We start from the raw sequence: 13,434 nt of genomic DNA, 5'->3' as shown, positions 1-13,434 counted from the left end.
CGCTATGGATGTGGTCGATAAAGATAAAGAATATACGCTTTTTGCTGGGCGCTCCTCACCAATAGTCGATTGCGTTGTAGCGCTCGCCGCTGGGGTGCTGACCACCTTGAGTGCCGCCCCCTTTTCCCTATGGTGGCTTGGCCCAGTGGCCGTGGCACTGGTCTATTGGAAGATACAGTTGCTAACGCCCGCCATGGCCACCCTGCGTGGGTGGTGCTATGGGGTAGGCCTGTTCGGTTCAGGCACGTCGTGGGTCTTCGTTGCTATTCACGATTTCAGTGGCACCGGGGCCTTGGTGGCGATGTTCCTCACCACTCTTTTTGTCAGCGTCCTGGCGCTCTTCTTTGCAGTCCCCTTTGGGCTCTATCGACGCATCACGGGGCCACGGTTCGCCTTTCTTAGCTTTGCCGGTATGTGGGTGGTGAGCGAATGGCTACGCACTTGGATGCTCACCGGCTTTCCCTGGTTATTGCTGGGCACCTCTCAGATTGATTCTCCACTAGCCCCATGGGCGCCCGTTGGTGGTGTGTACTTGCTGTCACTCATGACCGCGCTGACAGGTACGTTAGGGGTAGAGGTACTGCGTCGCCGCTGGAGTTTCCTTGTCCCAATGGCCGCCTTGTGGATCGTTCCATTCCTATTGCCCGCCCAATGGACAACCCCGGCTGGCAAGCCCATCCGGGTGGCATTGCTGCAAGGGAATCTTGACCAGCGCATTAAGTGGACTGCCCAAGGGCAGCGCGAGGCGATCAGTATCTACACGGCGATGACACGGGAGCAAGCAAGGGATATCGATCTCATCGTTTGGCCCGAGGCAGCCCTTCCCATGCTTGAGCAGGAAGCACAGCAAATACTTGAGCAAGTAGCGTCCGACCTGGGGCCTGACACCGCCTTGTTGACCGGCATTTTGCAACGCGACAGTGAAGGGCGCTCTTATAACAGCGTCATAGGGCTAAATGATGTGCAGGGCGAATACCAGAAGGCGCACTTGGTGCCCTTTGGCGAGTATTTGCCATTCCAAAGTCTCCTCGCTGGCACCCTTGCTTTTTTCGACTTGCCAGTACCTCGCCTGACCCCAGGGTCAGGCGAACAGGCTCCGTTACACGTGGCTGGAGCCACCATTGGCAATGCCATTTGTTACGAAATCATTTTTGCCGACCATGTCGCCCAGCAGGCGCGTAATGCCGAGCTGCTATTAACGGTTTCCAACGATACGTGGTTTGGGCGTTCCATTGGCCCACACCAACATCTTCAAATGGCGCGTCTACGTGCCTTAGAAAATGGTCGTCACCTACTTCGAGCTACCAGTAATGGCGTGACGGCCATCATCGATTCACAAGGTCACGTCACAGCCCGTGCCCCACAGTTTGAACAGGCCAGTTTAACGGGCGAGGTGACCCCGATGCAGGGCCTAACTCCTTTCACACGCACCGGTAGTGGCCCCGCTTGGATACTCGCTGCGGTGCTGACACTGCTCGGGTTACAACTGAACTTATCTCGATCAAAAAACGACGCATTAGATGAAAAAGGAACCTAGCGATGCTCTTGGCAAAGAACGCAGCAATACTTAAGAGATTCCTCCCATGGCCAATGCAGATCGGCTTCATCGTGAGTGTGATGGTTTCGTTTCTGGCATGGCTCCCTGTCGCCATGGCGGCACAACCTTCCACTGCCCAGGAGACGGAATGGCCCAAGGGGCATTACCCGCTACCTGAGGAAGGCAATATTATCGGAGAGGCTGACACCTTCATCGTGAAGAATTACGAGGATACTCTGATTGATATTGCCAGACGTCACAACCTTGGCTACCAGGAGATTGTACGTGCTAACCCAGAGGTCAGTATTTGGGTGCCCGGAGTGGGTACTGAAGTAACCATTCCAGGACGCTTCATCCTGCCGAATGTCGAGCGTACTGGGGTCGTCATCAATATCGCCGAGCTGCGGCTTTACTACTACCCAGATGTCAAAACCGGTGAGACACCGCGCGTTGAGACCTATCCTATCGGCATCGGTCGCGAAGGGTTTGATACACCCCTTGGTGTGACCGAGACCACCATGAACATTAAAAACCCCGCATGGTACCCGCCTGAGTCGGTAAAACGTGAAGCGGAAGCACGCGGCGAAACCGCACCAAGCGTTGTACCGCCCGGCCCCGATAACCCGCTAGGAGACCATGCCATCATCCTAGGCTTCGATGGCTATTTGATTCACGGCACCAACCAGCCCGATGGCATTGGCATGCGCGCAAGCCGAGGTTGTATCCGCATGTTACCCAAAGACATCGAATCTATATTTGACCGCATTCCACCCGGCACCCAAGTCAACATCATCAATCAGCCGATCAAGATAGGTTGGGAAGGCGGTCAGCCGCTGATTCAAGCCTTTCCGCCGCTTGGAGAAGAAGAGCACAGTATGACCGCACTCACAGAGACCATGACACGCCTTAACCAATACAATGTCGATAACGTAAACCTCGATTACGAGCAGCTCAGCGATGTCCTGTCACTCTCTAACGGGCTTATAACCCCACTACATCCAAAGCAGGAACAGGAGCCACAGCGCCACAGCCCAGAAGAGAAGGCTATCAAGGGCATTTATGAAGACCTGGTTTTGACGTCATCTCAACGGTCATGACACGCCTTTTGGCACCCCGTTGAGCCCTGGCATATAGGTAGAGAGCCATAGCCCCGTCCAAACGGCGGGGCGACATTCGCCTACAGAGTCGCGGGGCCCTCCAAGTGACTGCGCGCTATCAGTGTCTTAGCACTCAATATCCAGAGGCAGCCAGTAGGTAACGCCACCCACTACCACCTGTATCCCGTCTGTCGTCCGCTCTACGGTCTGTTGTCGAAGCATTTTCTGCGTTAATTTTGTGTCATGGAAATACTCCATGGCAGCAACGATCCATGCCTCCCTCCAGGCCTCTCCTTGATCAGCACACCGGGCCATCGTCATCAGGGTGCGGGCTAGTGTTTCTTTTCGCCGCTTTCTTGCCCGTTTTACATCCACCCGAGGAGCCAACGTGGTGGCATGTTGGCGATTTAAGAAATTAGTAAACCCCGTGACCGAGGCTGCTTGTCCGGGCACCGCATGCAAATAGTTGTCCACATCGCCCTGTTGAGGCAGTCGCTGCCCCTCCCGGTCAGTAGCGAGTAGCAATGCGGCTGCCGCTCTTAGTGCAAGTCGTGCGGAGGTGTGGGACGTTTTGCCCGCCTCTATACGGGTTTCCAATTGCAGCCAATAGGCTTGCAGCACTTGGTCTGATAGCGAAGCGAACGGCATAGAACTGAGACACGCTTGAATACGTCTTTTCTCTGAGTCGATCCGCTTTGCTTGGTGATCCGGCTCTACCCCTTGCTCTTCATGCAACCATCGCATGGGAAGCCTCACACGCCGCAAGCCCTCCGCCCCGAAGTGATGAAGTAGCTCCGAATAGCTCGGTATCCGTGACCATGCCTGGTCGAGCTCAAGGAAGAACGAGAAGAAATGATTGATCTTGAGGGCAGCCTTATGCGGCCCAGTGATACGAATCAGCCATTCACCAAATTCCCCAAAGGCCTCACTTAACGCTTTGGTAGTGATACCGGCTTGGCCAATGGTGATGCGTTTACGGCATGTTCGCGTCCAATAGCAGGGCTCACAGGCATCACCTCGACCCGCTGGCATGGGATTACCACACGATGGGCAGGCAATTTCCCCTTGCTCATTACAGGCTTTGCACAACGCATCCCCGTTGGGTGCCACCACCAATAAACGATGTCGACGACATGCAGAACAGGTACCGTGGTCTGCTGTCGAACAGCGTGGACATAAGCGATGATCATGCCCCATACGCGCCACTCGGGTAAGACGTTGAGATGCTTTCCCACACGCCTCGCAGGGCTCTGGTTCTTTGAAATAGGGAGCGCAGGCGATACAGACAGGGCCGTAGGGAGTGACCTTGCCGATGTTGTAGTCTGAACTGGCTTTTCCACATCGTGCACACGGTTTGTCAACGTTGCACTGACGACAGACGGCGTCTGGGTCATTCTTAGGCAGACGGGCTAACTCACCACATCGTGGGCACATCCGCCGCTTAAACACACGAGCATAGCAAGTTGAACAGTAGCCGTGCCCTTTATGGCGTCGCCACAATTTGGAGACTTCTCGGCCACACTCATGGCAGTCGACCGTTTGGTGTTGATTCAAGAGGTTGGCTCCGCTTTCATTCTGCGTTTTAAACGCGCCCATGAGGCTCTAACAGCGCGTTCCGACATGGGGCGACAAGCCGGGGGAACACGGCGGCGATGCGGCCCATGAGGGTGGTGAGATAACCGTGATAGCAGCGGCAACAACACAACGGGGGGCGACCTTCGGGGATCATGAAGCGCGCTCGTTTTGACATTGCACGCGACCAGAACGCTGAACGTTTCTTCAAGGCCCATACTGAGCAAGCGTTCCAACGCTACCAATAAGGCACTACGCTCGCTGACAGCCAGCAGCTCAAACGCCAGGCCAGACACAGGCATTCGGCAATCCGTAACCGAAATGCCCAATGAAAGAAGCGCATCGGCCAGGGGTGACACAGGCCGCCGACTTGCACGCCGTATAACGCCAATAAAAAAGGCCACCATAGAAAACCAATCGGCGGGTGCGATAGAGGCCTGCCTAAACGTCACCTTATCCTGTTCTAACACACGATCAGCCATCACTTGAACACTGAACGCTTCAGGTAAAGGCGACGTGCATACCGCCTTTCTAAAATCGTTATGACACCGGCTGCATTGAGCTAAATGTTGATCTTCCGCTGTCAGGCGATGGGGCTCTATAGGGGCCTTGCATGCTGGGCACTCATCTACCAGCTGCACCCCATGAAAGCGGCACCCAGTGTGCCAAGCGAATCGCCAGTGCCGGCGCAAGTAGGGGGTTGAGTCCTCTGCCAAGCACAACGTGCATACCTGTTGTCCTCCATGGCGGGTTCGATTTCGGCTGCCGAGTGCCAACAACCAGGGCCAAGTCCGGGTTTCCGGTAACGAGTAACCGACCACTTTCTCACAATCGTCCCGCATCCCCGCTTTCTGAAACTTAGCGGAAGATATCCCCGAGGCATTCACTAATGGGCGCATTCTTGCGAGGGGTATTTCCCTATCAATGTCCCTCGTCCATATACGCCATGTTGGCCAAATAGCCCCGGTGAGCGACAAAGGATCACACCCCTGTCGCAACGCCGCCCGAACGAGCCATGATGAAAGGGACTCCTCAGGCAGCAGGGGCACACTCAGCGCCCAGGTCATTACAGCATCACTTCCCTAATGCCACGGGTGGGCCGCACCCATGATTTACTCTGAATAATTTTCTCATCGATGCACTCAGCTCCAGACAAAATAGCGGCATTTGCACACTCAATCAGCAGCCGGTGCAGGTCACCCAAATTACCGCCAGAAATCGCGTGGAGCTGGGTCGCCAATTGGGGCTCATGCAGTTGGGAAGGATGTTTGAGAGGTAATATCTTCTCAAAGCCAGCGAGCAGCTTCTGAAACTCCTGATTGAGCTCCCACTTTGGTAACGCGACCACATCAAAGCGACTCGCATGCTGTGGGTCTGAATGCAGCACACGCACAGCATCTTGCGTCCCCACACCAACGATGGGAATCATTAGCTCATTGCATAAAAGCTTAATGGCATTCATCGTTTCGCGCTGCTTAACAGCACCACCGGTTAACAGAGAGTGAAACTCATCGATGATCAGTAAGCGCGTATGGCAAGCACGCAGTTGATGAATCACCTGGTAGCGCAGCTTGGGAACAGGATCTGTAGGCCGGTAGGGAGCCCAGAAACTCTCTAGCACTGCGATATACAGACTTTTCTCATCGGCACTCGGGGGAGCCTGAGTGACAACAACAGGCTTCACGGGCTCTACGTCTTCATTCACGTAGCCTTCACCGTACTGCTTACGAAACCGTTGAACGATGGTTGTCTTTCCGTTGTTGGAGTCACCCACGAGCAAGAGGTTAGGCATACGAGGACGACTGGGCTTCTCCATCAACCCACGCATGACCTCAATGACACGATTGGCCAATGGATAGCCCAACCAGCGCGGTTGATCCATAAACTCCATTCGCTCTTTAGCGGACAGCCCCAAGACGTGACGAAGATCAGGATGAAGGTGTGTGCTCATGCTATGTCCCAGTTCACATCGATATCACCCGTTAAAAGACCGTCCCCTTGAGCGGGTGTCTCTTTAGGGGCCGCAGTTGAGGGCGCATGTAAAAGGGGATCTGCAGGCGTCACCTTCTTCTCATGCTCTTTACGTCGTTGTGCCTGACGGCGACTTCGCTTAGTACGTGCTTGCGACTCCTCCACATGGGTTCGCAGCTCACTAATAGCGCGTAGAATTTCAGTCTCATTGACCGAGCTTCTTCCTTCCTGCCGAAGGCGCGCTTTAGCTTGGGCATACTCCCAAACACTCATCGAGGGGAGGGCAAGATTGGCAAAGGGCACGCGAAAATAGTGCCCGAGCTCCGGGTCTTTGAACCAAATGACACTAATGTCGCGAGGGTCGCGCCGGAAAACAAAGGTGCGTTTCTTGTCTGGCATGTCTGGATCTTTGGCATTGATCCAAGGTCTTAGCGCTTCATCGTAATAGTTTATGCCATCGATGGTCACACCAAAGGTCTGGATCGTACGCTGAAAGCTGGGCAAAAAATCGAGCAATACAGAGAGCCTGTCAGCAGGCCTCGGCGCTAATCCCACTCCCTGCACATCCGCATTGCCAAACACACCAATTTCCCACTTTTTCATCGGCGACATACCAATCCCAGAATGAAGGCGCTGGTGGTAAACCTTGCAAATCAACGTCACCAGCCACTCTTCAAACTCGCTTTTCGTCATGGCCGCGTGCTTCTCTGGATCGTATCCCTCTTTCTCTTTAATGGAGGAGAAGGTCGTCCCAGGCAGGTTATGGATTTCCTTTAGAAGAGAGCCCAGTACCCGCTCAATGTGGCCACCATAACGAGGCTGCTTAACAGGCCGAAACTCAAGGTTGACCCCATAGGCTAGGCATGAGCGCCGAAACGTCTCAGAGCGAAAATCTGGGCCGTTATCGACATGAATCGTGGCGGGTGTGCCCCATACCGGCCACTCAGCCTCCACATTATGCAGTAGCAACCACTCATCTTTAGGAAGCATGGAGTGCGCCACACACATGCCGACAGATGTTTCAGAGGGCGGGTCAAACGACAAGTAATACCCCGTGACCATGCGAGTAAACACGTCCATGGCCAACGTAATCCATGGGCGACCAATCGGCTTGCGATACACGTCATCGACCAAAATAATATCGGCAGGCGTGTGGTCAATCTGCATAACGGCTAACGGATAGTCCGCATTGGGAAATTTTCCGGCAGCCGGCTGGAACTTGTTAATGGCTTTGTCTCTAAAACCATGGCCACGCAACCGGTCACGCTCTGGGATATCACGCAGACGAGCACGAACGGTACCAGGGCTCGGCGGGTCGATGCGCCGTTCATGGCAGCGCCGCATGACTTCCTGTACCGCTTTTTGTGCGGACGGACGCTGCAGCGTCAAATACACCTCTTTGATGACTTCCTGAATCACTGCCTCGGCATGCGCGGGAATACGCGACTTTCCCTTCTTCCACCCTGGCTTTTGAGGAATCAATGCAAGCACCGAGCCCGTCGCTTTATACCGCTTCAACCAACGGTAGATCGTAGCCGTATCAACCCCCGTTTGTTTCGCACGCTCCTCCGCTGCATCCCGCCCCACCGTATGGCGATCCACCAAGGGCTTAATGATGGAAAAGCGATGCTCGGCCTCCCGCCAATCGGCATCCCCAATCTCGGACATATCCTGCTCAGGGGATACGGACCCGCTATTGAGAGGCGCTAGTTCTTTGATGCGAAGCGGGCAACTACGCCCGGACTCAACGGCAATGCCAATGACTGTCTCAAAATCGAGCACCTGGGAAATTCGGTAAACGGTGCCATCTTTCTGAACCTGCTCACCCACCATAATCTGCAAGTGTTGGCGTGTTTGGGCGACGCCGTTATTGGGTTCAGTTGCGCTGCCACGATGGTTATTCATAATCGGGTACCCATACCTCTGATAGAGGACTGAAGGATTGGGTCATATCGCAATCTAACTGCCGAGTCGCCAGTAGATGCCATAAATGCGCAATCCCCTCTGCCCGGTAAATATCGCCCATAAAGTGCCGAGAAAGCAGGTAATCCAAGGTCGCCACCCCCATTTCCCTCACCGTGTTGAGGACTGCCTGGCTTTCGACAGAAGGAAACACCATCCGTTTATAGCGCGCTAGGAAGGTAATGTTGTCCAAGGTCTTATCACGAATGCGGCTTTCATCATGAATGCGAAACGCCCAGCCCTCATTGTTGGCATGCCGTATCGCCGCCTTCCATTTAGGCGACCATTCACGCCAATGTGCTTGCCACTTTTCCCGTGGTTTGACCTCCACCAGGAGAGGTTTTGGGTAATCCCTGTAATGACGGTTACCGAGACGGTAATAAACCAAATAGTCAGGTGTGTAGGTGTAGCGCCTACCGGTCACGGGATGATGAAACGGGATCTCGCACGGCTGGGATATCACACCAAGGACGCTCACATCAAAGTCAGCCTTGATGAGGAAATCACGTTCGAGCGTCGACTCGAACGCAATAGACTCCTCCCCGCGAAAGGCATAGTAGCCAGACACACTTCGTCGGGTAGGGCCGATTTTACGAACGGATGTAGGCAGTGGCATGGGCAGTCGCACCAAATGTTGAATAAAACAAGACCTGTCGCATCAATTGCTATTAATTCTGTCGCACTCAATCCTGTACAGACTACCATAATAGCCCGATATTACGCCCTGAGGGTCGCATCAATTGCTGAAAATGACAGCGGTTCAAAACCCAAACCGGGTGAAATCTCGCTAGCGCACCACGGCGTGCTGTTTTTGGATGAGCTGCCGGAGTTTTCCCGCAACGTGTTAGAAGTATTACGCCAACCGTTGGAAACAGGGGAAATACATCTATCCCGCGCCAGCCATGAACGCCGATATCCTGCTCAATTTCAGCTCGTTGCCGCGATGAACCCTTGCCCCTGCGGGCACCTGGGCGACCCGCGCCAGCGCTGCCAGTGCAGCGCCAGCCAAATTCAGCGCTACCAGGCACGGCTCTCTGGCCCGCTGTTGGACCGCATCGATCTGCAGGTGGAAGTGCCCGCGCTGCCCCCGGAGCAGCTCACTGCACAAACCCAGGGCGAACCCTCCAGCGCGGTGCGCGAGCGGGTGATGGCGGCCCGGGAGCGGCAAATGGCCCGGGGCGCGCTCAACAGCCAGCTCAGCGGTAAAGCGCTGGAAGCCGCCTGCGCCCTCAATGATGAAGAGCGCGCTTGGCTGGCAGGCGTGCTGGAAAAGCTCAAGCTCTCCGCCCGCGCCTACCACCGCGTGCTGCGCGTGGCGCTGACACTGGCTGATTTACAGGGCGAGCCCAAGCCTTCCCAGCCGCACTTTATCGAAGCCATCGGCTACCGGCAGTTGGATCGGCTATTGAAAGGGGCTTAATGCACGTTCTCGACAAAGTGGTCGAGCGCTTCAAACAGCACTTGGCGAATCGGCTCTGCTTCGTTCACCAAATGGTGGCGCGCTTCCGGGTGGCGGTGAATTTCCGCGTTGGGGAATTTTTCCGCCAGGATGGCCAGGTTCCACTCCCAATCCACGGTGAGGTCCTGCTCACCCTGCAGAATCAGCGTTGGCAAGGGGTTAGGCTCTCGCGCCAGTAGGCGTGGCATCCAGCGGCGCATGGCCGTGATCCAGGCCACGCTTAGCCGCTCTGGCTGTAGCGGGTCTTGGTCGCGTAGAAAGGCGGTGAACTGCTCATCAGTGGAGTTGGGGCGATACTTGCGCGGCAGCTCTTTAACAAAGGGGCTGGCAATTAAATGCAGCCAGCTGGCCTGGCTCCAGCGCCAGGGGCGTACCAGCGGGGCCAGCAGTACAATGCCTGCCCAACCGGCCGTGTCGCGGCGGGTGAGCGCGTCGGTGGCTAAAATCGCCGCGCCGGTGCTTTGGCCCACGCCCAGCCACGGTTTCGGTGCCATACCTAGGGTTTGCAGCGACTCTTGCAGGTGCGCTAGGCAGTGCTGGTAGTCATCGAAGTCTTCAATTTCCGCCCGGGGGCCGCTGGAAAGGCCGTGGCCGGGTAAATCCCACAGCACCACGCGCCAGCCTTTGGCCAGCAGGCAGCTGAGCAAGTGGCGATACAGGCCTAAATGGTCAAAGTAGCCGTGAATTACAAACGCGGTGCCGGTGGGCGCAGGCGGGCTCCACACTTGGCACCACAGTGCGAACCGCCCGGTATCAATAAACCCGGCGTGCACTTCGCTGGTGTCGTTGAGCAGCGTCTCTAAGCCGTAGTGGCGAAAGTAGTCATGCACAGCTTCCGTTAGCGCATCGCCCGGGGTTAAGCGGGAGAGCGACGACTCACCTTGCGCCTGCCGAAACAGACCTTCCAAGTGTTGGAAATTATGCATTAACGTCTCTCCGTGAACACCACACTTCCATGGGCTGAGTAACAGCACAAAATAACAGCGGCGGTGGCGCCCGCTCTCATCATTTGGTCGAGCATTTTACCGCTTTAGGGTCTACGCTGTTTACATGCCAACGCAGATGTGGAAGTATTTTCCATAAATCAACTTCTACCCTGACCGTGGCAGTCAAACCATCCACGGGCACCCCCACAGGAGAACCCCATGAGCGAGCGTATCACGCGTCACCGTTTACAGGTGGCAGCCGACCTAGATCGTTTCATCAACGAGCAGGCTCTGCCGGGCACCGGCGTCGACGAAAGCGCCTTCTGGGCCGGTGTCGATGCTCTGTTCCACGATTTGACCCCGAAAAACCGCCAACTGCTCGAAGAGCGCGACACGCTGCAAGAGAAGCTGGACGCTTGGCACCGTGAAAACCCCGGCCCGGTCAGCGACATGCCCGCCTACCGCAGCTTCCTGAAAGAAGCAGGTTACTTGGTAGACGCGCCGAACAGCGTGAAAGCCACCACCGCCAATGTTGACCGCGAAGTGGCCACGCAAGCAGGCCCGCAGTTGGTGGTACCGGTGAGCAACGCCCGCTACGCCCTGAACGCGGCCAACGCTCGTTGGGGCAGCCTGTACGATGCGCTGTACGGCACCGACGCTATCTCTGAAGAGGACGGCGCGGAAAAAGGCACCAGCTTCAACCCGAAACGCGGCGAAAAAGTCATCGCTTATGCCCGTGGCGTGCTGGACCGTGCCGCCCCGCTGGCCACTGGCTCTCACCGAGATGCGGTGAAGTATGTGATCCGCGATGGCCACTTGGTAGTCAGCCTGGAAGGCGGCCGTGAAACCGGCCTGAAAGACTCCGGTAAGCTGATTGGCTTTAACGGCGACGCCTCCGCTCCCGAATCGATTCTGCTGGCCAACAACGGCCTGCACCTGGAAATCCAGATCGATGCCAACCACTCGATCGGTAAGACCGACCCGGCTCACGTCAAAGACGTCGTAGTGGAAGCCGCGCTGACCGCCATCATGGACTGCGAAGACTCCGTTGCGGCGGTGGATTCTGAAGATAAAGTCGGTGTGTACAGCAACTGGCTCGGCCTGATGAAGGGCGACCTGGAAGAGAACATCGAAAAAGGCGGCAAAACCTTCACCCGTAAGCTGCACGCCGACCGCACTTGGCAAACCACTGACGGCAACACCGTCACGCTGCCGGGCCGTTCGCTGATGTTCGTGCGCAACGTGGGCCACCTGATGACCACGCCTGCGGTGCTGGACGAGAACGGCAACGAGCTGCCGGAAGGCATTTTGGATGCGGTGGTAACCTCGCTGCTGGCCCTGCACGACCTGAAGAAAGACGCCGACCAACCGCGCAACTCCCGCGCAGGCTCAGTGTATATCGTGAAGCCGAAGATGCACGGCCCTGCCGAGGTCGCCTTCGCTAACGAGCTGTTTGGCCGCGTGGAAGACATTCTGGGCATGAGTCGTGACACCCTGAAAATGGGTATCATGGACGAAGAGCGTCGCACCACGGTGAACCTCAAGGCGTGTATTGCTGAAGCGACCTCGCGCGTGGTGTTTATCAACACCGGCTTCCTGGATCGCACCGGTGATGAGATGCACACCGCCATGGAAGCAGGCCCGATGGTTCGCAAAGGCGATATGAAGAGCGCCGCGTGGATCACCGCCTACGAGAAGAACAACGTGCAGGTTGGTTTGGCCTGTGGCCTGCGTGGCCGCGCCCAGATTGGTAAAGGCATGTGGGCCATGCCGGACCTGATGCACAACATGCTGGAACAGAAGATTGGCCACCCGAAAGCCGGTGCCAATACCGCGTGGGTACCTTCCCCCACCGCCGCTGCCCTGCACGCACTGCACTACCATCAAGTGAACGTTGCTGACGTTCAGCGCGAGCTGGAAGCCCAAGGCGAGCCGGACTTCCTAGACGACCTGCTGAGCGTACCGGTAGCGGAAAATGCCAACTGGTCAGAGGAAGAGATTCAGCAAGAGCTGGATAACAACTGCCAGGGCATTCTGGGTTACGTGGTGCGCTGGGTGGAACACGGCGTTGGCTGCTCGAAAGTGCCGGATATCCACAACGTCGGCCTGATGGAAGACCGTGCCACGCTGCGCATCTCCAGCCAGCACATTGCCAACTGGCTGCACCATGGCATCGTCGATGCGCCCCGCGTTGAGGAAACCCTCAAGCGCATGGCGAAGGTGGTTGATGAGCAGAACGCTGGCGACCCCACTTACACCGCGATGAGCGCCGACTTTGAAGGCTCTACCGCGTTCAAAGCTGCCTCTGACCTGGTGTTCAAGGGCCGCGTACAGCCGTCTGGCTACACCGAGCCGCTCCTGCACGCATGGCGTCAGGTACATAAGGCTAAGTAAGCCCTATCGCTTAATAGCCCCCAGCCCCAAGGCTCGCGCCTTGGGGCTTTTTTATTTATGCTGATTTACGTTAACGTCAAGGAGAACAACTATGACCGTGATGACCGCCGAGCAGATTGAGCACTTCCTGGATGAGATCTTTCCCCAGCGGATGGGCAAGATAGTGAGCGTTGGAGAGATGTGCGCCACCATGCGGCTAAGCATTGGCCATGAGCACCTGCGCCCTGGCCCCCGCGTGTCAGGCCCCACCATGATGGGCTTTGCGGATGTAGCGCTGTACGTGGCGATACTGGCCCAAATAGGCCCCGAAGCGATGGCCGTGACCAGCGATTTAAACTGCCACTTTCTCCGCGCGGCCTCCGGCGATCACGACATCATCGCCCACGCCAAGCTGATCAAGCTGGGCAGACGCCTGGCGGTGGGCGAAGTACAGATTTTCTCCGCCAGCGATGACACGCGCCCCGTGGTGCATGTCACCGCTAGCTATGCGCTGCCGGATAACCCCTAGGCAGCCGA

10 protein-coding genes and 1 pseudogene are annotated in these 13,434 nt (G+C 56.4%); 5 read left to right on the top strand and 6 right to left on the bottom strand.

Going from position 1 to position 13,434, the window contains the following annotated elements; genetic code table 11:
• Positions 1-4 precede the first annotated feature (4 nt).
• A complete protein-coding gene (gene lnt, locus R0J87_RS00545; protein ID WP_022521287.1) occupies positions 5-1,537 on the top strand; it encodes an apolipoprotein N-acyltransferase in 1,533 nt (510 codons plus the stop codon).
• A gap of 53 nt (positions 1,538-1,590) precedes the next feature.
• The gene (locus R0J87_RS00540; RefSeq protein WP_016916424.1) at positions 1,591-2,634 is read left to right on the top strand and encodes a L,D-transpeptidase family protein; all 1,044 of its coding nucleotides are present in this window, start codon (positions 1,591-1,593) and stop codon (positions 2,632-2,634) included.
• Positions 2,635-2,760: 126 nt separating this feature from the next.
• Here the strand turns inward: R0J87_RS00540 and R0J87_RS00535 are convergent, their stop codons facing one another.
• From R0J87_RS00535 to R0J87_RS00515, 5 genes are all read right to left on the bottom strand, one after another.
• Complete coding sequence (locus R0J87_RS00535; RefSeq protein ID WP_016916423.1) at positions 2,761-3,666, bottom strand: hypothetical protein; 906 nt, start codon at positions 3,664-3,666, stop codon at positions 2,761-2,763.
• Between the two features lie 518 nt (positions 3,667-4,184).
• Positions 4,185-5,273 carry a TniQ family protein gene (locus R0J87_RS00530; protein WP_081139052.1) on the bottom strand — a complete coding sequence of 363 codons (1,089 nt, stop codon included), beginning with the start codon at positions 5,271-5,273 and terminating at the stop codon, positions 4,185-4,187.
• The gene (locus tag R0J87_RS00525; RefSeq protein WP_022521282.1) at positions 5,273-6,157 is read right to left on the bottom strand and encodes a TniB family NTP-binding protein; all 885 of its coding nucleotides are present in this window, start codon (positions 6,155-6,157) and stop codon (positions 5,273-5,275) included. Before R0J87_RS00525 ends, R0J87_RS00530 begins: the two co-directional genes overlap by 1 nt.
• On the bottom strand, positions 6,154-8,082 hold the full coding sequence (locus tag R0J87_RS00520; RefSeq protein ID WP_022521281.1) for a TnsB C-terminal domain-containing protein: 1,929 nt from the start codon (positions 8,080-8,082) through the stop codon (positions 6,154-6,156). Before R0J87_RS00520 ends, R0J87_RS00525 begins: the two co-directional genes overlap by 4 nt.
• Entirely contained in the window at positions 8,075-8,755 is a 681-nt protein-coding gene (locus R0J87_RS00515; protein ID WP_498883630.1) for a TnsA endonuclease N-terminal domain-containing protein, read from the bottom strand. The genes R0J87_RS00520 and R0J87_RS00515 overlap by 8 nt, the downstream gene beginning before the upstream one ends.
• Positions 8,756-8,896: 141 nt before the next feature.
• Between R0J87_RS00515 and R0J87_RS00510 the strand changes: the two are divergent.
• A pseudogene (locus R0J87_RS00510) lies at positions 8,897-9,559 on the top strand (ATP-binding protein); the annotation flags it as partial.
• Here R0J87_RS00510 and R0J87_RS00505 read toward each other — a convergent pair.
• Positions 9,556-10,524: an alpha/beta hydrolase gene (locus R0J87_RS00505; RefSeq protein ID WP_404464446.1), complete on the bottom strand. Its 969-nt coding sequence runs from the start codon at positions 10,522-10,524 to the stop codon at positions 9,556-9,558. The pseudogene R0J87_RS00510 and the gene R0J87_RS00505 overlap by 4 nt on opposite strands.
• Positions 10,525-10,743: 219 nt before the next feature.
• On the opposite strand from R0J87_RS00505, the gene R0J87_RS00500 reads away from it, so the two are divergent.
• Positions 10,744-12,918: a malate synthase G gene (locus R0J87_RS00500; protein ID WP_498883628.1), complete on the top strand. Its 2,175-nt coding sequence runs from the start codon at positions 10,744-10,746 to the stop codon at positions 12,916-12,918.
• A 91-nt stretch (positions 12,919-13,009) separates the two neighbouring features.
• Positions 13,010-13,426 (top strand): PaaI family thioesterase, encoded by a 417-nt coding sequence (locus tag R0J87_RS00495; protein WP_498883627.1) that lies wholly within the window; start codon positions 13,010-13,012, stop codon positions 13,424-13,426.
• The last annotated feature ends 8 nt before the right edge of the window (positions 13,427-13,434 follow it).

Origin of the sequence: Halomonas sp. SIMBA_159 (assembly GCF_046536035.1) — a bacterium.
Lineage (GTDB): Bacteria > Pseudomonadota > Gammaproteobacteria > Pseudomonadales > Halomonadaceae > Vreelandella > Vreelandella venusta_A.
Note: the sequence above shows the minus strand (reverse complement) of the source record. Positions and strands in the feature narration are given on the sequence as shown.

Bases quoted from the DNA above. Each gene is read 5' to 3' on its own strand.
- R0J87_RS00520 (WP_022521281.1), bottom strand. From the start codon at position 8,082: ATGAATAACCATCGTGGCAGCGCAACTGAACCCAATAACGGCGTCGCC.
- R0J87_RS00525 (WP_022521282.1), bottom strand. From the start codon at position 6,157: ATGAGCACACACCTTCATCCTGATCTTCGTCACGTCTTGGGGCTGTCC.
- R0J87_RS00495 (WP_498883627.1), top strand. From the start codon at position 13,010: ATGACCGTGATGACCGCCGAGCAGATTGAGCACTTCCTGGATGAGATC.
- R0J87_RS00505 (WP_404464446.1), bottom strand. From the start codon at position 10,524: ATGCATAATTTCCAACACTTGGAAGGTCTGTTTCGGCAGGCGCAAGGT.
- R0J87_RS00515 (WP_498883630.1), bottom strand. From the start codon at position 8,755: ATGCCACTGCCTACATCCGTTCGTAAAATCGGCCCTACCCGACGAAGT.
- R0J87_RS00530 (WP_081139052.1), bottom strand. From the start codon at position 5,273: ATGACCTGGGCGCTGAGTGTGCCCCTGCTGCCTGAGGAGTCCCTTTCA.
- R0J87_RS00535 (WP_016916423.1), bottom strand. From the start codon at position 3,666: ATGCCAGCGGGTCGAGGTGATGCCTGTGAGCCCTGCTATTGGACGCGA.
- R0J87_RS00540 (WP_016916424.1), top strand. From the start codon at position 1,591: ATGCAGATCGGCTTCATCGTGAGTGTGATGGTTTCGTTTCTGGCATGG.
- R0J87_RS00500 (WP_498883628.1), top strand. From the start codon at position 10,744: ATGAGCGAGCGTATCACGCGTCACCGTTTACAGGTGGCAGCCGACCTA.
- lnt (WP_022521287.1), top strand. From the start codon at position 5: ATGGATGTGGTCGATAAAGATAAAGAATATACGCTTTTTGCTGGGCGC.